This is a genomic window from Methylomonas sp. HYX-M1, assembly GCF_040741385.1.
Classification (GTDB): Bacteria; Pseudomonadota; Gammaproteobacteria; order Methylococcales; family Methylomonadaceae; genus Methylomonas; species Methylomonas rhizoryzae.
On record NZ_CP160405.1, the window covers coordinates 1,792,517 to 1,818,105 of the forward strand.

Below are 25,589 nucleotides of genomic sequence, written 5' to 3' on the forward strand. Positions count from 1 at the left end.
CTGATGGGTAGTCAACCCCTACGCAATGCTATGACGGTCGACGTTGAAGACTATTTCCAAGTTTCTGCATTTGAGAGGCATATTTCCAGGCAAGATTGGGATGGCATTAAGCCTAGGGTTTACGAAAATACTGCCAAGATTTTGGATTTGTTCGGTCAATATCAGATTCGTGCGACATTTTTTACTTTGGGTTGGGTTGCGGAACGGTATCCTGATTTGATTAAACGCATGGTTGCCGAAGGGCACGAAGTCGCCTCTCACGGATTTGAGCATGTTCGAGTAACGGAGCAGACGCCGGAGCAATTCAAATCGGATGTGACTAAAACCAAGATGCTCCTGGAAGATATAGCCGGCTGTCCGGTGTCCGGGTACAGAGCGGCCAGCTACTCTATCGGTGCCAAAAATTTGTGGGCTTTGCCTATACTGGAGGAAGCGGGTTATCGCTACAGTTCGAGCATTTATCCGGTAAAACACGATTTATACGGCATGCCGGATGCGCCTCGCGTGGCTTTTAAACCGGAAAATACTGTCGATTTATTGGAGATACCGATCACGACCATTCACTGCTTCGGACGAAATATGCCCTGCGGTGGCGGGGGGTTTTTTCGCTTATACCCTTACGTATTATCTAAATGGGCTTATCGTTATATTAATTCGGTAGAAAAACAGCCCGGAATATTTTATTTTCATCCGTGGGAAATTGATCCGGACCAGCCAGTTCAAGCAAATTTACCCGCTAAAACTCGATTTCGCCATTATCTGAATTTAAACAAAATGGAGAATCGGTTAAGAAGTTTGCTGAACGATTTTTCCTGGGACACCATGCAACACGTCTTTTTAAAATCTTAATTTTTAAGCCTTCATGATTAAGCTCCTCGAACCTGCCGAGCGTCAACGGTGGGATGACTACGTCAATGCTTCGGAAAACGCTACTTTTTTTCATTTGTCGGCTTGGCAGGCCGTTATCCGGCAAGCTTTCGGGCACCCAACTTACTACCTCTACAACGAAGTAGAAGGGGAAATTACCGGAATATTACCTTTGGTGCATATTAAAAGCCTGTTGTTTGGAAATGCCTTAATTTCCAATGCATTTTGCGTGTACGGAGGCATCTTGGCGCAAAATCAAGAAAGTTTCCAAGCGTTGGCCAATAAAGCTAGCGAATTAGCTAAAGAACTCGGAGTCGACTATTTGGAAATGCGTAATCGGGTTCAGCAACATTCGAATTGGCCGCATAAAGAATTGTATGTGACATTTCGTAAAAGCTTGGATTCCGACCATGAAAAAAATATGTCGGCGATACCTCGTAAGCAGCGGGCAATGGTTAGAGCCGGAATTAAGGCCGGTTTGGTCAGCGTTGTCGACGACTCGATTGAGCGCTTTTACCGCGCTTATTCGGAAAGTGTCAGGAATTTAGGTACGCCGGTTTTTCCAAAACGTTACTTTCAAATTTTGAAAGAAGTATTTGGCGATGCCTGCGACATTATTTCTATCGAACACGAAGGTCAAGCAGTGGCCAGCGTGATGAACTTTTACTTCAAGGGTGAAGTGTTACCGTATTACGGTGGCGGCACCGAGCAGGCCCGAGACATAAAAGCCAACGATTTCATGTACTGGGAAGTGATGCGGCGAGCGGTGGAGCGCGGTTGCACAGTTTTCGACTACGGCCGCAGTAAAGTTGGTACAGGTTCTTATCGGTTTAAAAAGCATTGGGGCTTCGAACCCGAGCCTTTGTATTACGAAGTTAATTTAGTAAAGGCGCAGACAATTCCTGAGATTAATCCGCTAAATCCGAAATATCAATTATTCATTGCTGCCTGGAAGAGATTGCCGTTGCCGATAAGTCAAATTATCGGGCCGCTGTTGGCTAAAGATTTAGGATAGACGCAATGGAAAGTTTGCTCTATTTAGTGCACCGAATTCCATATCCGCCAAACAAAGGCGATAAAATTCGTTCTTATCATTTTCTGCGAGCAATATGCCAGCGTTATAAAGTGTATTTGGGGACTTTCGTTGACGATCCGGAAGATAAAAAATACATTGGAGACTTGCAAAATTATTGCGAGGAGATTTTTTGTCCGGATTTAAACCCTAAACTCGGCAAGCTAAAAAGCTTATCCGGTTTACTATCCGGCGAGGCCTTGAGTTTACCTTATTATCGTAATACTGCCATGCAAGTCTGGGTGGATAAGACGATTGCCGCTCAATCAATCAAGAAGGCTTTAATATTTTCTTCCCCAATGGCGCAATACTTGGAAGGCCATCCTGATGTAAAGTTGATAGCCGATTTTGTCGACGTCGACTCCGATAAATGGCGCCAATATGCAAGCAGCAAGGCTTGGCCGGCGAGTTGGATTTATGGTCGCGAATCCGTAAAGTTATTGCAATTCGAGGCCGGTATCGCACAGCGAGCCGACGCTACCTTGTTTGTATCGGAACAAGAAGCCGAATTGTTCAAACAATTGTTACCTGACGTGGCTAGCAAGATTGGCTATGTTTGTAATGGGGTCGATACCGAAGCATTCGATCCAAGCGCTTGCTACCCCAATCCATTTGCCGAAACGGAACAGGCAATAGTATTTACCGGTGCCATGGATTATTGGGCCAACGTAGACGCGGTAGTATGGTTTGCGCAGGAAGTGTTTCCGAAAGTCAAGGCTGGATTCCCCGGTGCGCGTTTTTATATCGTCGGCTCGAAACCCGATAAACGCGTACTCGAACTGTCGCAAACGGATTCGGACGTCGTTGTCACCGGACGCGTGGACGACGTGAAAACGTATCTGGCCCATGCCCGAGTAGTCGTAGCCCCTTTACGGATTGCACGAGGTATACAAAACAAAGTTCTGGAAGCCATGGCGATGGCCAAGCCGTTGGTCGTCACATCGGCGGCCATGGAAGGGATATCCGGCAACGGAGACATCGAAGTGTCTGTTACCGATGATGCCGACCGTTTTGCCGCAGCCGTCGGCACTAGCTTGCGCGCTGAAATGGCGCCGTTATGGCTGAATCGCCGCTTTGTACAAGAAAATTATGCTTGGGCTTATAACGGCTCGAGATTATGCGAATTTCTGGCCGCAACGGGGACAGGCCATGAGCGCTGAGCCGATCTTGATCGTGCATATAATTTACCAACTGGGCGTAGGCGGGCTGGAAAACGGTGTGGTGAATTTGATTAACCGCTTACCGAAGGATCGCTATCGGCACGCCATCATCAGCTTAACCGACAGTACCGATTTTAGCGCCCGAATCGAGCGCCCCGACGTGGCCGTATTTGAGATGCACAAACAGCCGGGTCAAGATTGGGCTTCGTTCGTCAACGTTTACAGAATTCTGAAGCGCTTAAAGCCGCAGATAGTACATACCCGCAACCTGGCGCCTTTGGAATATCAACTCTGTGCGCTTGCTGCCGGCGTCCGCTACCGGATTCACGGAGAGCACGGTTGGGATGTGTTCGATCCTGACGGCAGCAACCGCAAATACCAGTGGCTAAGGCGGATTTTAAGTGTGCTGGTGCACCGCTTCATCCCTTTATCCCTCCAATTGCAAGACTATTTGCTGCATAAAGTGGGTATTCCCGCCGACAAAATAACCCGGATTTGTAACGGCGTCGATACCGACAAGTTCTACCCGGCTGAGCACGCTAAAGTCCCGGTCAAGGATTGCCCTTTTTCTGCGCAACATAAAGTCGTGATAGGCACTGTAGGACGCATGCACGGTGTAAAAGACCAATTGACCCTGGTCCGGGCTTTCATTCAGGCATGTCAACAGTCTCAGGCGTTCGCAGACCAGTGCTGCATAGCGCTAATCGGCGAGGGGCCGTTGCGTGCGCCGGCCCGACAACTGTTGAACGAGGCCGGCCTGGCAGATAGCGCCTGGTTGCCTGGGGAGCGTAATGACATAGCCGATTTACTGCGTAGTCTGGATATATTTGTGTTGCCGTCCAAGGCGGAAGGCATTTCCAATACCATTTTGGAAGCCATGGCCAGCGGCTTGCCAGTGATTGCGACCGAGGTCGGCGGTAACGCGGAACTGGTTGTGCACGCGGAAACCGGATTCCTGGTACCGCCGGAGCACGTAGACGAGATGGCTCGGGCGCTGATCGACTTGGCATCGGATCGCGCTAAGCGCCAACAATTCGCCCAAGCCGGGTTGGAACGCATCCGTCAGCATTTTTCTATTGCAAACATGTTGGCCCAATACCAAGCGGTTTACGACCGCGCTTTCTAAAATCTGTCTGAGGGAAACACTATGTGCGGAATCGTCGGAATTTTCGACATTCAAGGCAACTGCGAAATCGATCGTGACTTATTGTCGCGCATGAACGAGTCGCAATTCCACCGCGGCCCGGACGAAGGCGGTTTACATACCGAGCCGGGATTGGGGTTCGGTCACCGGCGTTTATCCATCATCGATTTGTCCAGTGGCCAGCAGCCCATGCACAGTCCGGACGGCAACGTGGTGTTGACCTACAACGGGGAGGTTTACAACTTCCTGGAATTGCGAACGGAGCTCGAAGCGCTCGGCTTTGTTTTTCGTACCCATTGCGATACCGAAGTCATCTTGTATGCCTGGCAGGCTTGGGGAGAGGCTTGCGTTGAACGGTTGCGCGGCATGTTCGCATTCGCGATTTGGGATCGAGCTAAACAAACGTTGTTTTTGGCCAGAGACCGGTTGGGCGTTAAGCCTCTGTTTTATTCCCTGCTGGCAAACGGGCAGTTTATTTTCGGTTCGGAATTGAAAGCGTTAGGCCAACATCCGTTGCTGCCCCGAGAAATCGACCATAGTGCAATCGAAGACTATTTCGGCTTCGGTTATATACCGGATCCGAAAACCATTTACCGCGGGGTGATGAAATTGGAGCCCGGTTATTGCTTGACGATACGGCACGGGCAAACCGCGTGGCAACCTCGGCAATATTGGGATGTTAGGTTCGAAGCCGGCCCTAGTCGAGGTGTTGAAGAAACCGGCCGCGAATTGATTGAGCGTTTGCGCGAAGCGGTCAAGATTCGAATGGTGGCGGACGTGCCGCTAGGGGCTTTCCTGTCCGGGGGGGTGGATTCCAGTGCCGTGGTGGCGATGATGGCGGGGTTGTCGGCCGATCCGGTCAATACCTGCTCAATATCGTTCGGTGATCCCAAATTCAACGAATCCGAATTTGCCGCACAAGTCGCTACGCGCTACCACACGGCGCATCGGGTCGAGCAAGTCGATCCGGACGATTTCAGTTTGATCGATCGGTTATCAGATTTATACGACGAACCTTACGCCGACAGCTCGGCGCTACCGACCTACCGCGTTTGCGAACTGGCGAAGAAACAGGTTACCGTGGTGTTGTCCGGCGACGGTGGGGACGAAAATCTAGCCGGTTATCGCCGTCACCGCTGGCATACCTACGAAGACCGGATGCGCGCCTTGTTGCCCGATGCCGTTCGGGTGCCGATCTTTTCAAGCTTGGGACGGATTTATCCGAAACTGGATTGGGCACCTAAAGTATTGCGCGCCAAATCCACGCTGGAATCGATAGGCCGCGATTCCATGGCCGGGTATTTCCACAGTGTGTCGGTCATGTCTAACGACATGCGGGCCAAATTGTTCAGCGCCCGGTTAAAGTCCGAGTTGCAAGGCTATCAAGCGATCGAAGTGTTTCGTCGCTACCGGCAAAGCGCGCCGGAGCATCCTTTGTCCATGGTGCAATACCTGGATTTGAAAACCTATCTGGCCGGCGACATTTTGACCAAAGTCGATAGAGCCAGCATGGCCCATGCCTTGGAAGTACGGGTACCGATATTGGACTACCAATTGGTGGAGTGGATGGCGACCATCCCGCCGGAATTGAAATTGAACGGACGCGAAGGCAAGTATGTATTCAAGAAAGCATTGGAAAGTTATTTGCCCAATGATATTTTGTATCGGCCTAAGATGGGTTTTTCCGTTCCGTTGGCCGGTTGGTTTCGCGGCCCGTTAAAACAGCGGGTGCAGGATGCCTTGCTGGGCGATACCTTGCGGCAAACCGGCTGGTTTGATCCGTCCTTTCTGCAACACATCGTCTCGCAACATCAAGCCGGTTTGCGCGACTACAGCTCGCCGATTTGGTCGCTATTGATGTTCGAGGCATTTCTTCGCAAGAATCTCGCCTGATAACGGTTTCATCGTGTTTGCAACTTCAAGCGGCGCGGGTTAGCCTCACGGCTTGACCGCACCGCCGGCGAACAAGCGATAAGCCGGATTGGCGGTTGCTTGTTCGTATGCCAATCCTAAGATTTGCAGACATTGCTCGAACGCGGCGCGTTCGCGATCGTCGATCTGCAAGCCTATCAATACCTTGCCGAACGCCGCGCCGTGGTTGCGATAATGAAACAGGCTGATGTTCCACTGACTGCCTAAAGACTGCAAAAACTTCAACAAGGCGCCGGGCCTCTCGGGAAATTGCAAGCTATACACGCATTCCAGCAGATGGCTGGGCGCGTGGCCGCCTACCATGTGGCGGATATGATCTTTAGCCAAGTCGTTTTCGGTCATATCGGTTACCGAAAAACCTTCGGTTTGCAAGTGGGCTACGAGCTGCTGGCGGTCGCCTTCCGCGCCGCTGCTGGAAATGCCGACAAACACCTGCGCCATATGATGGTCGAAATACCGGTAATTGAACTCGGTGATGCTGCGCTTGCCCAGCTGTTTACAGAATTTAAGAAAACTGCCCGGTTCTTCCGGAATCGCAACCGCCAATAGAATTTCTCGGTGTTCGCCGACTTGGGTTCTTTCCGCGACGTAACGTAGCCGGTCGAAATTCATATTGGCGCCGCTGTCGATGGCGATCAGGGTTCGATGGCTGAGTCCGCGTTGTTCGGCATATTTCTTCAAACCGGCCACCGACAAGGCGCCGGCCGGCTCCGCTACCGAACGGGTGTCGTCGAATATGTCTTTGATGGCGGCACAAATTTCGTCGGTGCTGACCGTTACCACCTCGTCGACGTACTGGCGGGCAATCCGAAACGGTTCCTTGCCGATTTGTTTTACCGCCACGCCGTCGGCGAATAAGCCGACCTGCGTCAGTTCGACCCGGCTGCCGGCTTTCAGGGCCTGATTCAAGCAATCGGCATCGTCCGGTTCTACTGCAATGACTTTCACTTCCGGCCGGACGAATTTCACGTAAGCCGCAACGCCGGCCACCAAGCCGCCGCCGCCGACCGGTACGAAAATGGCGTGGATGTCGCCGGGGTGCTGGCGCAATATTTCCATGGCGACCGTGCCTTGCCCGGCTATGACCTCGGGATCGTCGTAAGGCGGTATAAAGGTCATGTTTTTTTCCGCAACCAGTTCCATGGCGTGGGCAAAAGCGTCGTCGTAAGAATCGCCGTGCAATACGATTTTAGCGCCGCGGGCTTTGACCGATCTGACTTTGATTTCCGGCGTGGTTTTAGGCATGACGATCAAGGCTTTGATGCCCAAGCGTTTCGCCGCCAGCGCAACCCCTTGGGCGTGATTGCCGGCCGAGGCGGCAATCACGCCGTTTGCGGCTTGATCCTGTGACAAAGAGGCGATTTTGTTGTAAGCGCCGCGCAGCTTAAAAGAAAACACCGGCTGTAAATCTTCGCGTTTCAGAAACACCTGGTTGTTTAACCGCTCGGACAAAGTCGACGCATAATCCAGCGGAGTTTCCTCCGCCACGTCGTAGACGCGGGCGCGTAAAATCTTCTCGATATAACTATGCATGCAGCTCCTCGGCGAGGCGGTGGCGCCTTGTCGCATCGGTCGGTAAATAGGAAAATTCTCAGCGGATGAAATCGGCAAAAACTGCTGAGAGTTTGACGTCAATCGGTTATTATCCCATAGATTCACGGCTGCCACGCCGTGTCGCCAGTACCAGATAATCATCACAATCAGGAAGAAAAACAATGACTCAAGACGAATTAAAAAAACAAGTAGCGGCGGCTGCATTACAGTACTTAAAAAACGTACCGATTATCGGCATGGGCACCGGTTCGACCGTGACCCATTTGATCAACCAATTAGCCGATTGCGACTTCAAATACGAAATCGAAGCGGCGGTATCCAGCTCCATCAAAACTACCGAGCATCTGCAATCGATCGGAATTAAAGTGCTGGAGCTTAACCAAACCGGCGATTTGGAAGTTTACGTCGACGGTGCCGACGAGGTCACGCCGCACAAAAAAATGCTGAAAGGCGGCGGCGGCGCTTTAACCCGGGAAAAAATCATTGCAGGTGCCAGTCGAAAATTTGTTTGTATCGTCGACGAAAGCAAATGCGTCGACGTGATGGGCAAATTTCCTTTGCCGGTGGAAGTATTGCCGTTGTCGCGCAGCTTTGTTGCCCGGCAATTGGTCAAATTGGGCGGCCAACCGGAATTGCGCATGAATAAAGACAGCGGCGCGCCTTACATTACCGACAACGGTTGCGAGATTTTGGACGTGTACAATTTGAGCATCGTCGATCCGGTCGGCTTGGAACAAGCGATCAACAATATCCCCGGCGTGATCACCAACGGCTTGTTTGCGATGCGCGACGCCGATGTGGTGTTGGTCGGCAAAGGCTCGGAAGTCATCAGCTATTAACGGCAAACGTTTATGCCGGAGTCCTTAGTCTTTGCGTCTAATAGTCCGGATAAACTCATGGCCCGCTTGTGCGGGCTATTTTTTGTCGGGATTTCGCCGGGCCATTCAGCGGGTGATCCATGTCGGAATCCCTAGGGCAGCCGTTGATCGACAGCGCCGAACTCAAGGTACTGAAGGCCATTTTGGAGGGAACCGCCCAGTCGACAGGCGAAGAGTTTTTCCGCGCACTAGTCAGTCAATTGTGTATCGCTACCGGTGTGGCGAATGCGTTCATCGCCGAGTTGCTGCCCTGCAAACAGCGTATCCGCACCCTGGCGTTTTGGCAGAGCGGGGGATTTTTGCCGGCCAGCGAATGGGCTATCGCCGGTACGCCGTGCGAACAGGTGATAGCCGGCAAGTTGTGCCATTATCCGTCCGATGTCTGGAAGTTGTTTCCGGACGAAGCCGGGGTGGAAAGTTACCTCGGGGTGCCGCTGGTCAGTAGCGAAGGCGTGGTGATGGGACATTTGGCCATGTTCGACGCTGTTGATATGCCGGCGGAGCCGCGTCTGCTATATACCTTCAAAATTTTTGCCGCGCGTGCGGTTGCCGAGTTGACGCGCTTGCGCACCGCCGAGCAACTTAAACTCAGCGAGCAACGGTTTCGGGATTTGTTCGACGAAGCGCCTATTGCCTACGTGCACGAAGACGTGGAGTCGCGTTTCATCAGCGCCAATCGGGCGGCGTTAAGGATATTGGGGGTCAAGCCGGAAGAGGTGAGCAGTACCGTCGGCATGTCCCTGGTTCCGGATACGCCGGAAGCGCAGCGCCGGGTTAAAGAGGCATTCGCCTCGGTCGGCCGCGGCACAGATACCGGCGGCGTGGTGTTGGAGCTGCGCCGCAAAGACAATGGCAAGCCGATCTGGATTCAGTGGTGGTCCAAGCCGGACCCCAGCGGCAGCTATACCCGCACCATGTTTATCGACATTACCGACAAAGTGTTGATGGAGCGGGAACAAGAGCGCTTGCTGGCCGAGAACTCGTATCTGAAGCAAGAAATTCAGTGGGCGCATCAGTTCGACGAAATCGTCGGCAACAGCGAGCCGTTGCAACACGTAGTGGAAAAGATTCGCCGGGTTGCCGTGACCGACGCTTCGGTGCTGATTCAAGGCGAATCGGGTACCGGCAAGGAATTGATCGCCAGGGCCATCCATAGCGCCAGTAAACGGAGCGGCAAGCCGTTAATCAAAGTGAATTGCGCGGCCTTGCCGGCGGCATTGGTGGAAAGCGAGCTGTTCGGCCACGAAAAAGGCGCGTTCACCGGGGCTATCGCCAAACATATCGGTCGCTTCGAACTGGCCGACGGCGGTACTCTTTTTTTGGACGAAATCGGTGAAATTCCGCTGGAGACTCAAGCCAAATTGCTGAGGGCGTTGCAAGAACGCGAATTCGACCGGGTCGGCGGAAAAATCCCGGTGAAAATCGACGTGCGGGTGATTGCCGCAACCAACCGCAATTTATTGCAAGCCGTTGCCGAAAAAACATTCCGCGACGATTTGTATTACCGCCTGAACGTGTTTCCGATCAGCATGCCGCCGTTACGCCAGCGCAAGGAGGATATACCCGCGTTGGTGGCGCACATGATCGCAAAATTCTCCGCCCGGTTGGATAAAGCCTCGCAACATATCGGCGTACAGTCGTTGCGGCTCCTGCAAGCTTACGCTTGGCCCGGCAACATCCGCGAACTGGAGAACGTGATCGAACGGGCCATGATTCTGAGCGACGGGCCTAACGTGGAAATTGATCCGGCCTGGTTGCCGGGTGCGGAGGCGGCAAGCCACCATTGCGCGAGCTCTGAAACTTCGGCCGGCCCCGCCGCTACTCAGCTAGAACAGGTCGAGCGTCAGCACATCATTACGGTCTTGGCGCAATGCGGTTGGGTGATAGAAGGCGAGCGCGGCGCGGCGCGGGCTTTGGGTTTGCACCCCAGTACCTTGCGGTACCGGATGAATAAATTGGCGATAGCCAAACCGCGTTAACTGATTTGTTTGCCGCGCGCTCAACTTTTTCGCTGTCAGGCCGATAACCAAGCATCAGTTGATCGACGGCGAGGTGGCGTCATGATTATCGACAATGCTGCGATTCGGCTGCAAAGCCGGCACGAACAATTCACTCAATCCGTTCAGCGCGAATCGTTGGATATTCGCTTCGAGTGGCCGGCCCGGCAAGACCGCAAACCTGAAGCGCGCGAAGACGCCGTTCGCCTCAGCTCCGAAGCCAAAGCCTTGCCGCAGCAGGCCGCCCAAGCGTCGACAGACGAAGAGCTGGATGCCACTCACAGTTTGACGTTACAAATCCTCAAGCAGTTGATCAAGCATTTGACCGGGCACGACTTCAAACTGTTTTCCCCCAAGGATCTGCAAAGCAGCGCCGATCAAATCAGTTATCAGGCGCCACCGGCCGCGCCGGAGCAAGCCGCAAGCGCTGCCGGCGACGGTTTCGGCCTGACCTATCAAAAATTCTCCAGTTACCGGGAGGTTGAGCAGACGCAGTTTTCGGCGCAAGGCGTCATCAATACCAAAGACGGCAAACGCATAGAATTTTCCCTGTCCCTGAATATGAGCCGCGAGTTTTACCAGGAACATAGCGAAACCTTACGTCTCGGCGATGCCGCTAAGATCGATCCCTTAGTGGTCAATTTCGACGGGAACGCGGCCGAACTGAGCGACAGCCGCTTCGAGTTCGATTTGGATGCCGACGGCAGTTTGGACCAAATCGCCTTGTTGAAATCCGGCAGCGCGTTGTTGGCGCTGGATAAAAATGCCGACGGCAAGATCAACGACGGCAGCGAATTGTTCGGCACCCGTAGCGGCGACGGTTTCGCCGACTTGGCCGCATACGATGTCGACAACAACCAATTCATAGACGAAGCCGATCCGATATACAGCAAGCTGCGGTTGTGGCAACGTCATGCAGACGGCTCGCAACAGCTTCTGGCTTTAGGCGATAAAAATATTGGCGCGATCTATCTGGGACACACCGCCACTCCGTTCCAGTTGAAAACCGCCGACAATCAATCGCTGGGCGAGGTGGTCAGCAGCGGCGTGTATCTGAACGAGCAAGGCGGCACGGGTAGCGTGCAACAAATCAATTTGACCGCATGAACGGCTAGCGGTTTAAAGCCGATCCTGCTTGGTTTTTTCGTCCGGGTTCAGGGCCATCGCCACGGCGGCGGCCCGGGTCGAAACGCCCAGCTTTTCGAACACGTGTTCCAAGTGTTTGTTGACGGTGCGCGGACTGCTGTTCAAGATGATGCCTATTTCCTTATTGGTTTTTCCGCGCGCTACCCACATCAAAATCTCCGCTTCGCGGCAGGTCAATTTCAATTTATGCCGCAGGGTTTGCGGCTCCCAAGCGTCTTCCTCCGCTACCCGTTGCAATAATAATAAGTATTCGTCCGGTTGTTCGCAGGGATTGCACTCTACGCAAAAGCCCGGCGCTAGGTCTGGCAACGAAGCGGCCTGTCTGTCCTTAGCCAGCCATTGCTGAAATGCCGCCAATAGCGGAGAAGGTAGCGGCGCATTCAAGCCGCTGTGTTCCGGCAAGCCGCAGGCTGCGGCAAATTCCTGTAACCATTGACTGGCGGCCGGAGTCAGCCAGACCGGACGGCCCGATGCGTCGACCGCCGCAACGGCGATTTCGGTTTCCGCCAACAAGCGTTCCGCTCGACGCAGGTTACGGGTTTGACTTAAATGCACCTCGATACGGGCCAACACTTCGGCCGGGCGTATCGGTTTCACAATGTAATCCAACGCGCCTTCGCCGAAACCGCGCAATAAATGGTCGAGTTCGCTCAAGCCGGTCATAAACAACACCGGTATACCGGCCGTGGCAGGGTTGGCTTTCAAGCGGTTGCACGTTTCGAAACCGTCCAGACCGGGCATCAACACGTCCAGCAAAATAATGTCCGGTTTAACGTATTGAATTTGTTCGAGGGCGGATAGACCGTCGGTGGCGACTAATACCCGGTAATGCGCTTCGAACAAGGTATCGGATAGTAAGGCCAGGTTGCCGGGTGTGTCGTCCACGATTAATACAATGCCGTTGCCGGCGGCTTCCAGCGTCATGGTTGCTCCTGTTTTCCGTTCATATTCAACAGTGCCCTGATTTCGCCCAGGCGAAATTGATCGGCCAGCGAGGTGAGTTTGGCAAAAAAATGGCGGTACTCGACGTGTTGCGCAGCCAAATCGGCCAGATGCCGTTTCAGCCCGATCAAATCGCCGATACGGGTGTAAGCGACGCACCCCTCCAGCAGCGGCAGCGGCGGTACCCGCAACGGCGGCGGTTCGGCTGTGGTCGGCTGGGGGGTACCATCCTTATAAACCCAGGCTAAGGCCAGATACAGTTTGAGTTTTTGCATCAACTCCGCCACTTTCAGCGGTTTGGCCAGAAAATCGTTGCAGCCGGCGTTTAAAGCGGCCTTACGGTCGTCCGGATAGGCGTTGGCACTCAACACGATAATCGGCATCTGCAAGCCGCGTTCGCGCAGGCGAATGGCGGTCTCGATGCCGTCGATGCCGGTCATCGAAATATCCAATAAGATCAGGTCCGGGTTTTCGTCGCCCACTTTGATGCAGCAGTCTTCGCCGGAATCGGCCTCGCTCAAGTAAAAACCCAAGGGTTCCAGAATCGATAATAGCACTTCGCGGTGGTCGGTTTGGTCGTCGACCACCATGATGCGCCGGCGCCGACCTTGATAACCGATGACGGCTTCCGCGGGTTCGTTGAGGCCGGCGCCGGCGTGGCTGACGCTGGGCAGCAGCAAGCGCACGGTAAAAGTCGAGCCTTTGCCGACCTCGCTTTGTACGGTCAGCTCGCCGCCCATCACTTCGGTTAAGGTTTTGCTGATGGTCAAACCCAAACCGCTGCCGGTTGTCGCATTGCCGGTCCGGTTGTCCAAGCGTACGAACGGCTGGAAAATATTTTGCAATTGTTCGGGAGCTATGCCGCTGCCGCTGTCGCTGATTTGAAAATTGGCGACCCCGCCGCTATAGCCGATGCGGAACGCAATGCCGCCGCGTCCGGTGAATTTGATCGCGTTACCGAGTAAATTCATCAACACTTGCCCGACCCGTTTTTCGTCGCAGCGCACTCGCTGCGGAATCGCGCTAGTCAATTGGCAGGTAAAACTTAAGCCCTTATCTTCTGCCTGCGCTTTGTACAGATGTACCAAATGTTCGATGAACGCTTGAAAATCGATGGCTTGGCTTTTGAATTCGAACTTTCTGGCTTCGATGCGGGCAATGTCCAGAATGTCTTCGATTAAAGAGGCCAAATGTTCGCCGCTGCGTTTCAAGGTTTCCACCGCCTGACGTCTATGCGCCGGTATCGCTTGATCCTGATGCAAAATGTGGGCGTAACCGATGATGCTGTTTAGCGGCGAGCGGATTTCGTGGCTCATGTTGCTGAGAAAGCGACTTTTGGCTTGGTTGGCGGTATCCGCTACCTTGCGTGCTTGCTGCAATTTCAAGTCGGTTTTTTTATGTTCCTCGATTTCCTGCACCAACAACTGAGTTTGTTTGGCGGTTTCTTCGTGGGCCATGCGCCGGCTTTCCGCGTTCAAGATCAGCCACCAGGTACACAAACCGATGAATACCAGCAGCGAGGCGTATATTTTCAGAAAATTATTGATCAACAGGCCGAATGCCGGCGGATTGTGCTGTACGCTCAACAAATCTTGGTAATAAATGATGCTGACGAATATCCCGGTCAAAATACTTAAAAACGCGAACAACAAGCCGAAGCGCAACAAGCGCAAACGCGCGCTGATGTCGAACAGGGAAGGTAAAAAACGGCCGGCGGTGCGTTCCAAATAATCGTCGAAACGAAAGCCGACTTTGCAGGAGTCCAAACAGCGTGCGTCCAAGGTGCAGCACAAGGAACAAATACTGCCGCCATAGGCCGGACAATAGGCCAGGTCTTCATGTTCGAACCCATTCTCGCAAATCGAACAGGTTTCTTCCCCGCCGTGTCCGTGATAGTGGTTGGGACGTGCTAAATAGTGTTTGCCGCGGCTGATCCAAGCCACCAACGGTACCAACACGAAAGCCAGTCCCAAGGCGATGAAAGCGGAAAACGCTTGCGGATAGGCGCCGAACAAGCCGACGTAGGCCAAAATAGACACAACGGAGGCGACGAAGGTTGCGACGATGCCGACCGGATTCAAATCCGACAAATACGCGCGTTTGAATTCCACTTGCCGGGGACTGAGGCGTAGCGGTTTGTTGATGATGAATTCCGCCGCCACCGTGCTGATCCAGGCTATCGACATGTTGGAAAACAATCCCAGCACTTTTTCCAGCGCGCCGAACACGCCGAACTCCATCAGCAGCAAGGCGATCAACACGTTGAAAAACAGCCAAACCACCCGGCCGGGGTGACAATGGGTCAGGCGCGAAAAGAAATTCGACCAGGCCAAAGAGCCGGCGTAGGCGTTGGTTACGTTGATTTTGATCTGGCTAAGCACCACGAATAACGTGGTGGCGGCCAAGGCCCAGCGTGGGTCGCTGAACAGCTCGCCGTAAGCGACTAAGTACATTTGCGTGGGTTCGTGCGCGTGATGAGGGTCTATACCGTGACGTATCGCCAAATGAGCCAGCAGCGCACCGGCGATTTGCCGCAACATGCCGAAGAAAATCCAGCCGGGGCCGGCCGTCAGCATCGCCCCCCACCAACGCCAACGGTTTTTCCGGGTTTTATCCGGCAAAAAACGCAAAAAATCCACCTGTTCGCCGATTTGCGCCACCATAGAAAAGGCCACGGTGGCGGCGCTGCCGAACGCTAGCCAATCGAAACCCTGACCGCTGCCGGCAATCCAAAAATAACTGCTCAAGGTCAGGGCCGCTTCTGATTCGGTCTGCAGCACCGCGACATAAGGCGCTATCAGCAAAGCCAGCCACAACGGTTGGGTCCACAGCTGCATACGGCTGATGGTGGTAATGCCGAAGGTTACCAGCGGAATCACGATCAGCGCGCTGACCACGTGTGCGTAAGCCAAGGGCATGCCGAAATACAGTTCCAAGGCCAGAGACATGATGGAGGCTTCCAGCGCGAACAAGGTAAACGTGAAGGACGCATAAATCAGCGAGGTAATCGTGGAGCCGATGTAACCGAAACCGGCCGCGCGGGTGAGCAAATCGATGTCGATGTGGTGGCGGGCCGCGTAGTAGCTGATCGGCAAGCTGGTCGCGAAAATGATCAGCCCGACGATAACAATGGCCCAGCAGGCATTGGTGAAGCCGTAATTGATGGATAAAAATCCGCCTATGGCTTCCAACACCAAAAACGAGGTGGAACCGAACGCGGTGTTGGCAATCTGAAATTCGCTGAAAGTCCGGAAGCTGCGCGGCGCATAGCGTAGCGCATAGTCTTCCAGGGTTTCGTTGGCGACCAAAGCGTTGTAGTCGCGGCGAATTTTAGTAATGTTTTGATAGATGGTATTCACGTTACCGACAGCAGGTCATAAGGTTCAACGGTACGGTTGGCGGGTTACCCTCAGGTTTGATGGCCGCGTATGCCCAGAGTATTCCGGTTTACCGCTCCCTGTAAAATCTTTGCGGTGCTTGCGACCATTTTCTATGTTTGGGGTTATACATAGGGGGTAAGCGGCTTGCTAGCGCAATATTGTCCCGGCTGGCTTTGCTCGTGCCAAGGCAATGCCGGTCATCATCAGGGGGTGGTCAATCATGCCGCGCCTACCTCTTAAGTTTTTCTTTAACTAAGCTTTTTATACTGAAATCCGGATCGCTTCTTGACCGGCAAACGCCTAAGCGGCGTTTGTCGAACGGAAAATCGCAGCGGAAGCGCCTTCATCCACTACACACTAGGTACCGAATATGAATACGAAAACTCTGTTATTGACCATCGGCATCTGCAGCCTGTTGTCCGCTTGCGACTCGGGCGACAAACCCGCCGCCACCGAAACCTCGGCAGTGACCGCACCGCCGCCGGCCAGCACGCCGGAAACCGCCATGGGTGAGGCGTTGCAATCCGCTCAGTCCGTGCAACAGCAAGTGGAAGGCGCCGCCGCGGCCATGGACAACGCCTTGCAACAAGCGGCCGACGGCGCGGCGGGTGCGGTCGATAGTGCGCAAAGCGTCGCAGCCGAAGCGGTCGACGCCGGTCAAGCGGCTGCCGCCAATCTTGAGGGTGCTGCCGAAACCGCTCTGGACCAAGCGAAACAGACCGGCGAACAAACCGCGCAACAGGCACAAGCCGTAGCCGAACAGACGAAAGCCAAAACCGCCGAAGCCCTGGATGCGCTTACTCCCCCAACAGAAAGCGTTACGCCAGTCGGCGAAAAAATTCCGGCGGTGAAATAGCTGCAAACGCTGTGACGGGGCGGGCAAATATCTTGGTGTTGATGTTCAATCCTCGTGGTGCGGCGCTCCGTCGCGATGCGCAAGGCTATTTGCAACGAGGGTGCGGCTCCTTCGATGACTTTCACAGTAACGATCATGAAGGCCTGGTAATTGCCCCGGCAAATGAAAGCTCGTTTGGTAGGAGCGACGCATAGTCGCGATGACGGCCTTGCGAATCGCGGCTATGTGTCATTCCCACCATGACTTCCAGCGTAACACCCTCATTTCCTTTCATGTCCGAAGGTAAAGATCACCGGGTTACCCTGGTTATGGATGATGATCTCTTTCTTCAATTCGACGTTGCTGCTCGAGTCGTCGCCGTTTGCCGGTGCTAGCGGTTTCAGTTCGCCGCCGGCCGGCGCCGCGACCGGCACTTCTTTGACTTCCACCCGCACGTCCGGCATCCAGCTGGGTTTAAAACTGCCGGTTTGCGCGCGGCGTTGCGCCATGTCGGCGGAGCGCGGCAAGTCTTCCAGTAGATTCAAACAGGCGGTGCCGATTTGATCGATCAGCTTTTCGCTGACCAAGGCCTTGCCTTTGCTACGTGCCAACGGCCGGGCGCTGAAAGTCGATTTGGCTTGCGCCAGCATAGCCTCGTTGTCGCTGCGGCGTAATTCGCAACTGACCGGAAGTACGTCGGCTTTTTGAAAATCCAATGCCCGTGGGTCGGAATTACCGCTGGAAAAGGAAAAGCCGACCGGCGTGTCGCCGTGTTCAACCTTGCCGATTTTTGCGTCCAGTTTATGGCTGTAAGGGCCGTTATCCGGAAACGGATATTGCCATTGGGACAAATTGCGTTTGATTTGTCCACCTAGTTCGTCGGCATCCAAATCTAAGCCGAACTGCTCGAGATGGGTGGGGTCCAGCTGAAATTGAATGGCGTCGATACGGTCGCCGTCGGCGGCCGGGGCGCCGCGCAGCAAGCCGGCCAGCAAGACCGCTAGCGCCACACGGCGCAGGTTGCGAATGCTCATAGTTAGTCTCCTCGTTAGGCATGCACTGTACGAGAGCCGGAATGCTCCGGCCATACGTCAAATAACTGATCAGTCATTCGCCTGATTGTGACGCATGCACGCAAAAATCAACAATGTCCTCGAAGTTTTTTTGCCGCGGCTCACAGGCTGAGGCGAGTTTCAATCCGGACAGGGGATACTAAATGAGCGGTTCAGAACAACAGTTGGCGATCGGGCGGCAGGTGCGCCTGATTTGCAGCACCACCATGGCGTTTTTGACTTTGGGTTATGTAGCCGATACGCAAGCCGGCGCGACGTTCAAAATCGACGACACCAAATGGGTCAGCGTCGGCGCAGGTTTGCGTACCAGTTTTAGGGCTCAGGAAAGCGCGGCCGGTGGCGACGGCGACAAATGGAGCAACGACTTCAATTTGGACAACATCCGTTTATACATCAACGGTCAGGTCCACAAATATTTGAAAGTCGAATTCAATACCGATTGCCAAACCTGCAGTAACGGCGGCGAGGTGCGGGTATTGGACGCGATCGGCAAATTCGAGGTGAACCCTTACGCCAATTTGTGGGTGGGCCGGATGCTGGTACCGGCCGAGCGTCGCGAGATGAACGGTCCCTTCTATAGCGCGGTGTATAACATCTTTTCCGCCGGCACCCCGTTCGAACCGTCTGATTACAACCTGGTGATCAAGTCCGACGGCACTTCGGCCGGATCGTTCGGCCGCGACGATGGTGCCACGTTCTGGGGCGCGGCTTTAGATGGCCGTTTTCAATATGCGGTGGGTTTCTTCCGCGGTTTGCGCGGCGGCGCCAATGCCGACGACAACATCTTGTATGCCCAGCGTTTCGCCTACAACTTTTGGGAAGTGGAGAAAAACCCCGGTTATTACACCTCCGGCACGTATTACGGCAAGGGCGGCGACATCCTGACCGTCGGCGTGTCCAACCAATATCAGGAAGACGGTGCCGGCACGGCGCTCGACGCCGGCAACTTTCGCGGCACTACCGCCGACATCCTGTTGGAAAAGGTCTTGCCGGGCGGCGGGGTGATTACCTTGAACGGCGAATACAAGAATTACGGTATTTCGCAAGGCTATAGCCAAGCTTCTCGCGACGCCGGCGGCGGCTTCGACATGTTCGAAGGCAATGCCTTCGATGTCAGCGGCATGTATCTGTTTCCGCAAAAAATCGGCATCGGCCAATTTCAACCCTTTCTGCGCTATGTCAATGTCGCGCCCAGCACCAGCGCGACCCGTGAAGTCTACGAAGCGGGCCTCAACTACATTATCGACGGTCACAACGCCAAAGTTTTCGCCAGCTACCAATACGGCGACCTGTTGAGCAAAGGCCTGAATTACAAAACCACCGCCACCGGCGAGGACGTCAGCCAGATGATGGTCGGCTTTCAATGGCAAATTTAACGGCGTAGGGGGCGAAATCATTCGCCCTGCATGTTGAAAGACGGGCGAATGAATTCGCCTCTACGATTTCTCCTCACTTAGGACTATAACGATGAAAATACTGAGCAATCCCTTTCGTAAACTGGCGATAGGCGCCGCCCTGTCGTCGCTACTGTTGGTCGCTGCGACGCCGGTACGCGCCGAAGGCGAAGACACCATCAAGGTCGGCGTGTTGCATTCCCTGTCCGGCACCATGGCTATTTCGGAAACTACGCTGAAAGACACCATGTTGATGTTGATCGACGAGCAAAATAAAAAAGGCGGTTTATTGGGCAAAAAACTGGAAGCGGTGGTGGTCGACCCGGCTTCCAACTGGCCGTTATTCGCCGAAAAAGCCCGCGAATTGCTGACCAAGGACAAAGTCGCCGCAATCTTCGGCTGCTGGACTTCCGTGTCGCGTAAATCGGTATTGCCGGTGATCGAGGAACTGAACGGCATTCTGTTCTACCCGGTGCAATACGAAGGCGAAGAATCCTCCAAAAACGTGTTCTACACCGGCGCTGCCCCCAATCAGCAAGCCATTCCTGCGGTCGATTATTTGATGAACGACTTGAAGGTCGAACGCTGGGTGTTGGCCGGTACCGACTACGTCTATCCGCGCACCACCAACAAAATTCTGGAAGCCTATTTGAAAGACAAGGGCGTCAAGGATAAGGACATTATGATCAACTACACGCCGTTCGGTCATTCCGACTGGCAAAGCATCGTCGCCGACATCAAAAAGTTCGGTTCGGCCGGCAAGAAAACCGCGGTGGTTTCCACCATCAACGGCGACGCCAACATTCCGTTCTATAAGGAACTGGGTAACCAGGGCGTATCGGCACAGGACATTCCGGTGGTGGCGTTCTCGGTCGGCGAGGAAGAATTGTCCGGCATGGATACTAAACCGCTGGTCGGCCATCTGGCGGCCTGGAACTACTTCATGAGCGTGGATACCACCAAAAACGCCGCCTTCATCCAGCAATGGAAAGACTACATCAAAGATCCGAAACGGGTGACCAACGACCCGATGGAAGCGCATTACATCGGCTTCAATATGTGGGTAAAAGCGGTCGAGAAAGCCGGCAGCATCGATTCGGACGCGGTACAAAAAGCCTTGATCGGCGTCGAATTTCCCAACCTGACCGGCGGTACCGCCAAAATGCTGCCTAACCACCACATCAGCAAACCGGTGTTGATCGGCGAGATTCAAGACGACGGGCAATTCGTCACGGTCTGGCAAACCAACAAAGTGGTTGACGGCGACGCCTGGTCCGACTTCCTGCCGGACAGCAAACCCATCATCGCCGACTGGACCGCCCCTATCAACTGCGGCAACTACAACACCAAAACCAAAAAGTGCTCCGGCCAAAATTACTAAGGCGTGCAGGGCGGGTACCTCAGTACCCGCCCGTAACGGTTATCACCCCGGTGGGCGCACTGCGCCCACCCAACCTGCGGATATACGGAACATGCTAAAACCTTTATCGGAAAACCTTTGGAAAACACCGTCATTTCGCAGTCCCGGGATGCGTCAGCTTGCCTTTCTCGTCGGCACAGTGGCGCTGAGCGCCGGCGGTGTTTTCCAAACGCTTTCGTCGACAAACGCTATCGGCCGGGCGCGCGGACTTGGCGCTTTACAGCTCGCCATGACACTGCTGACCGGCATTTTGCTGTTGCTACCGGTTGCCGGCACCGCGCTGGCGCAAGAGATCGATCCCTATGCCGCTGCTTTGCAGCAATTGCGGGTCGGCAGCATGAATGAACGCGAGCAAGCCATCGAGCAATTAGCGGAAGATCCGCGTAGCCTGAGGTTGTTGCAAGCCTTGCAAGACGGGCAACTTTACGACTGGAAAGCGCAAGAAAAACTGGTGATTGCCGGCGAGAGTGCCAAAGGCTACAACCTGCGCGATCCTTTCGACGGCAAGCTGGCGTTGCCGGAAGTCGAGCGCGACGCCGTCGCCAAAATCAGTCTGACCAATAAATTACGGACTAGCTTGCGTAAAGCCATCGGCTTGTTACAACTGAACGCCGGCAATGCCGATGTGCGCTTGGCGGCGGTCAAAGCCATCGGCAAAGACCCCGACGCCAAGATCGTCGAGTTGTTGCGCAAGCGTTTGCAGAAGGAAGACGACTATAAAGTTTTGACGGCCTTGCAGGAAGCATTATGGTTACAGGATCTGGCCGGCGACGACAAAGCCGGCAAACTGGCGGCCATCGCCGAATTGAAAGATCACGACAGTCAGGAAGCCTATAACCGTTTGCGCCAGTTGGCCGAAGCGGACAGTCAAGCCGATGCCGAAATCGTGGAACAGGCCAAGGCTGCGGTCAAGAAAATCGACAGCCGCCTGCAAACCTACGCGGCGATCGAAACCGTGTTCTTCGGCCTGAGCCTGGGTGCGGTGCTGGTGCTGGCCGCCATCGGTTTGGCGATTACCTTCGGGGTGATGGGTATCATCAACATGGCCCACGGCGAGCTGATGATGCTCGGCGCTTACACCACGTACGTGATGCAGCAACTGCTGCCCAACAACCTGGGTACGGCGTTGATTCTGTCGATTCCGATGGCTTTCCTGGTCGCGGCCTTGGTCGGCATCGCCATCGAGCGCGGCATCATCCGCTTCCTGTACGGCCGGCCGTTGGAAACCTTGCTGGCGACTTTCGGCGTCAGCCTGTTCCTGCAACAAGCGGTGCGCTCGATCTTCTCGCCGCTGAACCGCAGCGTCTCCACCCCGGAATGGATGAGCGGCTCCTGGCAGATCAACGACTTTCTCTCACTGACCTGGAACCGCTTTTACATCCTGATCTTCTGCCTGCTGGTGTTCACCGCGCTGCTGCAAATCCTGAAGCGCACCAAACTGGGTCTGGAAGTCCGCGCCGTTGCGCAAAATCGCGGCATGGCCAGAGCAATGGGCATACCCACCGCCAGAGTCGATGCGATGACGTTTGGTTTGGGCTCCGGCATCGCCGGCGTGGCCGGGGTGGCCTTGAGCCAGATTACCAACGTCGGGCCGAATTTGGGTCAGGCTTACATCGTCGATTCCTTCATGGTGGTGGTGTTTGGCGGGGTAGGGAATTTGTTCGGAACGTTGGTGGCCGGGTTTTCGTTGGGCATCGCCAATAAGGTGTTGGAGCCTTATGCCGGGGCGGTGTTGGCGAAGATTCTGGTGCTGGTGTTCATTATTTTGTTTATTCAGAAGAAGCCGCGGGGGTTGTTTCCGCAGAAAGGCAGGGCGGCGGAATCTTGAGGTTTTGGGGTTTGCGTTTGCTGGTTCCCCTGTGCCGCGTGGGAATTAGAAGGATTCCAAAATATGTAGGTTGGGTTAGGCGATAGCCGTAACCCAACGCGTCGGCTGGTGAGGTATTTGACTTTGTGCCGCTACCGCGACGGGCTACTTTTGAAGTCGGCTGTCGGGCCGACACCCGACGTAGAAAAAACCGTCGCGATAGCGACACCAAACCCAGGCAGTCAAATGAACCTACAAAATCTGACTCAAGACAAAACCTACGCCACCACCCTAACCACGCTGGCGGCGATAACCCTCTTGATCCCCCTGTGCAACCTCATCTTCCCCGAAGATTCCGCCTTGCATTTCTCAGCCTATTCAGTCTCCCTAATCGGCAAATACCTCACCTTCGCCCTGCTTGGCCTGTCGCTAGACATGGTCTGGGGCTACGCCGGGATTCTGGTGTTGGGGCAGGGGGCGTTCTTTGCCTTGGGCGGCTATGCCATGGGCATGTATTTAATGCGGCAGATCGGCACCCGCGGCGTGTACGGCAACGCGGAGTTGCCGGATTTCATGGTGTTTTTGAACTGGACCGAACTGCCCTGGTACTGGTACGGCTTCGGCAACTTCGGCTTTGCCATGCTGATGGTGTTGCTGGCGCCGGGCATCTTGGCCTTTGTATTCGGCTGGCTGGCGTTCCGCTCGCGGGTCACCGGCGTGTATTTGTCCATCATTACTCAGGCTTTGACTTACGCTCTATTGCTGGCCTTTTTCCGCAACGAAATGGGCTTCGGCGGCAACAATGGCCTGACCGATTTTAAAGACATCCTCGGCTTCAACATCCAATCCGAAGGCGTGCGTTCGGCCTTGTTGTTTTGCACCGGCCTGAGCCTGATCGGCGCCTTGCTGCTGTGCCGTTGGATCGTCAATAGCAAGTTGGGCCGGGTAGTCACTGCGATTCGCGACCAGGAATCGCGGGTGCGCTTTTTGGGCTACCGGGTGGAATTGTTCAAACTCTGGGTGTTCGTGTTCGCGGCAATGCTGGCCGGGTTGGCCGGGGCGTTGTACGTGCCGCAGGTCGGCATCATCAATCCCAGCGAATTCTCGCCGCTCAACTCGCTGGAAATCGTCATCTGGGTGGCGGTCGGCGGGCGCGGCAGCTTGTACGGCGCTATCATCGGCGCGGTGCTGGTCAATTACGCCAAAACCGTGTTGACCGGTCTGATGCCGGATGCCTGGCTGTTTTGCCTAGGCGGCGCCTTTATTTTGGTCACCCTGTTAATGCCCGACGGTATCGTCGGCCTGCTGCGCCGCCGCGGCAAACCCAAACCCCTAGTCGCCAGCCCGGCAGGAGAACCGGCATGAATTCGCACATCGTCAATTTTCCGGGCAATGCGGGTCCGCAATATCAAAACGTTATCGATACCAGCCACCGCACCATTTTGTATATGGAAGACGTTAGCGTCAGCTTCGACGGCTTTCGCGCGCTGAACCATCTGTCGTTGTATATCGACGACGGCGAACTGCGCTGCCTGATCGGCCCCAACGGCGCCGGCAAGACCACCTTGATGGACGTGATCACCGGCAAAACCAAGCCCGACAGCGGCTCGGTGTTCTTCGGCCAGACCATCGATTTGCTGGAGCTGGACGAACCGGCCATCGCCCAGGCCGGCATCTGCCGCAAGTTTCAAAAGCCCAGCGTGTTTGACGCCCTGACCGTGTTCGAAAATCTGGAACTGGCCTTGAAAACCGACAAACGCACCTGGCCGACCTTGTTTCATAAACTCAACAGCGAGCAACGCGACCGCATTCAGCAAGTGTTACTGATTATCGGTTTGGCGGGGCAACAAAAAAATCTAGCCGGCGCGCTGTCGCACGGCCAGAAGCAATGGCTGGAGATCGGCATGCTGCTGATGCAAGACCCGAAAGTGATGCTGGTCGACGAACCCATTGCCGGTATGACCCATCAGGAAGTCGAGCGCACCGCCGAGTTATTGCTGTCCCTGCAAGGCCAGCATTCCATCGTGGTGGTCGAACACGACATGGAATTCGTCCGCAGTATCGCCCGCAAAGTCACGGTGCTGCATGAAGGCTCGGTGCTGACCGAAGGCAGCATGGACGAGGTGCAAAACGATACTCGCGTGATTCAAGTTTACCTGGGGGGATAATGTTAAATATCAGCGCATTGCAACAATACTATGGCGCCAGCCATACCCTGTGGGATCTGGATTTGCGCGTACCCGCCGGCGCCTGCGTCTGTCTGATGGGCCGCAACGGCGTCGGTAAAACCACGCTTTTAAAAGCCATCATGGGCCTGCTGCCGGTGGCCGACGGCAGCATTCAATTCGACGGGGTGGAACTGGCCAAAGCCAAGGCCGAATCCCGTGCCGAACTGGGCATCGGTTACGTGCCGCAAGGCCGGGAAATCTTTCCGCTGTTGACCGTGGAAGAAAACCTGAAAACCGGCCTGCGCGCCGCCAACAAACACGGCATCAAAAAAGTCCCGGACAGCATTTTCGAGATTTTTCCGGTTTTGAAACAAATGTTGAAACGCCGCGGCGGTGACCTGTCCGGCGGCCAGCAACAGCAATTGGCTATTGGCCGGGCGCTGGTATTGAGTCCGCGCCTGCTGATTCTGGACGAACCCACCGAAGGCATCCAGCCCAATATCGTCAGCGAAATCGGCGACGTAATCATTCGCCTGAACAAAGCGCGCGGTGTGGCCACGCCAAGCCCCAAACCGGAGACCGGCGAGATCCATCAAGCCATAGACCGCATCCACAAAGAACTGGGCGTGACGGTGTTGCTGGTCGAACAAAAACTGCCGTTCGCCCGCAAGGTGGCCAATCAATTCTGCATCATGGACCGCGGCCGCCATGTGGCGGTGGGCGCGATGGGCGAATTGGCGGACGATATGGTGAAGCGCTATTTGACGGTGTAGTATCGTGTAGGAGCGACGCATAGTCGCGATTTGAAGCGCAACGATCG

General features: G+C 54.7%; 19 protein-coding genes. 15 read left to right on the forward strand and 4 right to left on the reverse strand.

The genetic code is table 11. The features are described from left to right. The first annotated feature begins 30 nt into the window (after window positions 1-30). From AB0A83_RS08280 to AB0A83_RS08300, 5 genes are read left to right on the forward strand one after another with little or no spacing between them, the layout of a single operon-like run. Window positions 31-849 (forward strand): XrtA system polysaccharide deacetylase, encoded by an 819-nt coding sequence (locus AB0A83_RS08280; protein ID WP_367155987.1) that lies wholly within the window; start codon window positions 31-33, stop codon window positions 847-849. Window positions 850-862: 13 nt separating this feature from the next. Next, the gene (locus AB0A83_RS08285; RefSeq protein ID WP_367155988.1) at window positions 863-1,882 is read left to right on the forward strand and encodes a FemAB family XrtA/PEP-CTERM system-associated protein; all 1,020 of its coding nucleotides are present in this window, start codon (window positions 863-865) and stop codon (window positions 1,880-1,882) included. A 5-nt stretch (window positions 1,883-1,887) separates the two neighbouring features. After that, a complete protein-coding gene (locus tag AB0A83_RS08290) occupies window positions 1,888-3,099 on the forward strand; it encodes a TIGR03087 family PEP-CTERM/XrtA system glycosyltransferase (protein ID WP_367155989.1) in 1,212 nt (403 codons plus the stop codon). Then, window positions 3,089-4,225 carry a TIGR03088 family PEP-CTERM/XrtA system glycosyltransferase gene (locus AB0A83_RS08295; RefSeq protein ID WP_150047820.1) on the forward strand — a complete coding sequence of 379 codons (1,137 nt, stop codon included), beginning with the start codon at window positions 3,089-3,091 and terminating at the stop codon, window positions 4,223-4,225. The genes AB0A83_RS08290 and AB0A83_RS08295 overlap by 11 nt, the downstream gene beginning before the upstream one ends. A 21-nt stretch (window positions 4,226-4,246) precedes the next feature. Beyond that, on the forward strand, window positions 4,247-6,136 hold the full coding sequence (locus AB0A83_RS08300; protein ID WP_367155990.1) for an XrtA/PEP-CTERM system amidotransferase: 1,890 nt from the start codon (window positions 4,247-4,249) through the stop codon (window positions 6,134-6,136). A gap of 45 nt (window positions 6,137-6,181) precedes the next feature. Here AB0A83_RS08300 and ilvA read toward each other — a convergent pair whose 3' ends face one another. Further along, on the reverse strand, window positions 6,182-7,744 hold the full coding sequence (gene ilvA / locus AB0A83_RS08305) for a threonine ammonia-lyase, biosynthetic (RefSeq protein WP_367156155.1): 1,563 nt from the start codon (window positions 7,742-7,744) through the stop codon (window positions 6,182-6,184). 146 nt (window positions 7,745-7,890) lie between these two features. On the opposite strand from ilvA, the gene rpiA reads away from it, so the two are divergent. The 3 genes from rpiA to AB0A83_RS08320 all read left to right on the forward strand — a co-directional run bounded on the left by rpiA (window position 7,891) and on the right by AB0A83_RS08320 (window position 11,711). Continuing rightward, window positions 7,891-8,568 (forward strand): ribose-5-phosphate isomerase RpiA, encoded by a 678-nt coding sequence (rpiA, locus tag AB0A83_RS08310; protein WP_150047822.1) that lies wholly within the window; start codon window positions 7,891-7,893, stop codon window positions 8,566-8,568. A 119-nt stretch (window positions 8,569-8,687) separates the two neighbouring features. Beyond that, entirely contained in the window at window positions 8,688-10,586 is a 1,899-nt protein-coding gene (locus AB0A83_RS08315) for a sigma-54 interaction domain-containing protein (protein ID WP_367155991.1), read from the forward strand. 81 nt (window positions 10,587-10,667) lie between these two features. Next, window positions 10,668-11,711, forward strand: coding sequence for a hypothetical protein (locus AB0A83_RS08320; protein WP_367155992.1), 1,044 nt, complete (start codon window positions 10,668-10,670; stop codon window positions 11,709-11,711). Between the two features lie 12 nt (window positions 11,712-11,723). On the opposite strand, the gene AB0A83_RS08325 is transcribed toward AB0A83_RS08320, so the two are convergent. Both AB0A83_RS08325 and AB0A83_RS08330 read right to left on the reverse strand, forming a co-directional pair. Next, window positions 11,724-12,674 (reverse strand): response regulator, encoded by a 951-nt coding sequence (locus tag AB0A83_RS08325; protein ID WP_150047825.1) that lies wholly within the window; start codon window positions 12,672-12,674, stop codon window positions 11,724-11,726. Then, on the reverse strand, window positions 12,671-16,051 hold the full coding sequence (locus AB0A83_RS08330) for an ATP-binding protein (protein WP_150047826.1): 3,381 nt from the start codon (window positions 16,049-16,051) through the stop codon (window positions 12,671-12,673). Before AB0A83_RS08330 ends, AB0A83_RS08325 begins: the two co-directional genes overlap by 4 nt. Window positions 16,052-16,442: 391 nt before the next feature. Here AB0A83_RS08330 and AB0A83_RS08335 point away from each other — a divergent pair, with 391 nt between their 5' ends. Next, a complete protein-coding gene (locus AB0A83_RS08335) occupies window positions 16,443-16,928 on the forward strand; it encodes a hypothetical protein (protein WP_367155993.1) in 486 nt (161 codons plus the stop codon). A 260-nt stretch (window positions 16,929-17,188) separates the two neighbouring features. Here the strand turns inward: AB0A83_RS08335 and AB0A83_RS08340 are convergent, their stop codons facing one another. Next, window positions 17,189-17,941, reverse strand: coding sequence for a hypothetical protein (locus tag AB0A83_RS08340; protein WP_150047828.1), 753 nt, complete (start codon window positions 17,939-17,941; stop codon window positions 17,189-17,191). A 182-nt stretch (window positions 17,942-18,123) separates the two neighbouring features. On the opposite strand from AB0A83_RS08340, the gene AB0A83_RS08345 reads away from it, so the two are divergent. From AB0A83_RS08345 to AB0A83_RS08370, 6 genes are all read left to right on the forward strand, one after another. Beyond that, entirely contained in the window at window positions 18,124-19,356 is a 1,233-nt protein-coding gene (locus AB0A83_RS08345; RefSeq protein WP_367155994.1) for a hypothetical protein, read from the forward strand. 91 nt (window positions 19,357-19,447) lie between these two features. Beyond that, window positions 19,448-20,755 (forward strand): urea ABC transporter substrate-binding protein, encoded by a 1,308-nt coding sequence (urtA, locus tag AB0A83_RS08350; protein ID WP_150047830.1) that lies wholly within the window; start codon window positions 19,448-19,450, stop codon window positions 20,753-20,755. 148 nt (window positions 20,756-20,903) lie between these two features. After that, complete coding sequence (urtB, locus tag AB0A83_RS08355; RefSeq protein WP_367155995.1) at window positions 20,904-22,622, forward strand: urea ABC transporter permease subunit UrtB; 1,719 nt, start codon at window positions 20,904-20,906, stop codon at window positions 22,620-22,622. Between the two features lie 225 nt (window positions 22,623-22,847). Next, the gene (urtC, locus tag AB0A83_RS08360; RefSeq protein ID WP_150047832.1) at window positions 22,848-23,966 is read left to right on the forward strand and encodes an urea ABC transporter permease subunit UrtC; all 1,119 of its coding nucleotides are present in this window, start codon (window positions 22,848-22,850) and stop codon (window positions 23,964-23,966) included. Window positions 23,967-24,049: 83 nt separating this feature from the next. Then, entirely contained in the window at window positions 24,050-24,769 is a 720-nt protein-coding gene (urtD, locus tag AB0A83_RS08365; protein ID WP_232056859.1) for an urea ABC transporter ATP-binding protein UrtD, read from the forward strand. Continuing rightward, the gene (locus AB0A83_RS08370) at window positions 24,769-25,542 is read left to right on the forward strand and encodes an ABC transporter ATP-binding protein (protein WP_367155996.1); all 774 of its coding nucleotides are present in this window, start codon (window positions 24,769-24,771) and stop codon (window positions 25,540-25,542) included. Before urtD ends, AB0A83_RS08370 begins: the two co-directional genes overlap by 1 nt. Window positions 25,543-25,589: the final 47 nt, after the last annotated feature.

Bases quoted from the DNA above. Each gene is read 5' to 3' on its own strand.
- AB0A83_RS08280 (WP_367155987.1), top strand. From the start codon at position 31: ATGACGGTCGACGTTGAAGACTATTTCCAAGTTTCTGCATTTGAGAGG.
- AB0A83_RS08285 (WP_367155988.1), top strand. From the start codon at position 863: ATGATTAAGCTCCTCGAACCTGCCGAGCGTCAACGGTGGGATGACTAC.
- AB0A83_RS08290 (WP_367155989.1), top strand. From the start codon at position 1,888: ATGGAAAGTTTGCTCTATTTAGTGCACCGAATTCCATATCCGCCAAAC.
- AB0A83_RS08295 (WP_150047820.1), top strand. From the start codon at position 3,089: ATGAGCGCTGAGCCGATCTTGATCGTGCATATAATTTACCAACTGGGC.
- AB0A83_RS08300 (WP_367155990.1), top strand. From the start codon at position 4,247: ATGTGCGGAATCGTCGGAATTTTCGACATTCAAGGCAACTGCGAAATC.
- ilvA (WP_367156155.1), bottom strand. From the start codon at position 7,744: ATGCGACAAGGCGCCACCGCCTCGCCGAGGAGCTGCATGCATAGTTAT.
- rpiA (WP_150047822.1), top strand. From the start codon at position 7,891: ATGACTCAAGACGAATTAAAAAAACAAGTAGCGGCGGCTGCATTACAG.
- AB0A83_RS08315 (WP_367155991.1), top strand. From the start codon at position 8,688: ATGTCGGAATCCCTAGGGCAGCCGTTGATCGACAGCGCCGAACTCAAG.
- AB0A83_RS08320 (WP_367155992.1), top strand. From the start codon at position 10,668: ATGATTATCGACAATGCTGCGATTCGGCTGCAAAGCCGGCACGAACAA.
- AB0A83_RS08325 (WP_150047825.1), bottom strand. From the start codon at position 12,674: ATGACGCTGGAAGCCGCCGGCAACGGCATTGTATTAATCGTGGACGAC.
- AB0A83_RS08335 (WP_367155993.1), top strand. From the start codon at position 16,443: ATGAATACGAAAACTCTGTTATTGACCATCGGCATCTGCAGCCTGTTG.
- AB0A83_RS08340 (WP_150047828.1), bottom strand. From the start codon at position 17,941: ATGAGCATTCGCAACCTGCGCCGTGTGGCGCTAGCGGTCTTGCTGGCC.
- AB0A83_RS08345 (WP_367155994.1), top strand. From the start codon at position 18,124: ATGAGCGGTTCAGAACAACAGTTGGCGATCGGGCGGCAGGTGCGCCTG.
- urtA (WP_150047830.1), top strand. From the start codon at position 19,448: ATGAAAATACTGAGCAATCCCTTTCGTAAACTGGCGATAGGCGCCGCC.
- urtB (WP_367155995.1), top strand. From the start codon at position 20,904: ATGCGTCAGCTTGCCTTTCTCGTCGGCACAGTGGCGCTGAGCGCCGGC.
- urtC (WP_150047832.1), top strand. From the start codon at position 22,848: ATGAACCTACAAAATCTGACTCAAGACAAAACCTACGCCACCACCCTA.
- urtD (WP_232056859.1), top strand. From the start codon at position 24,050: ATGGAAGACGTTAGCGTCAGCTTCGACGGCTTTCGCGCGCTGAACCAT.
- AB0A83_RS08370 (WP_367155996.1), top strand. From the start codon at position 24,769: ATGTTAAATATCAGCGCATTGCAACAATACTATGGCGCCAGCCATACC.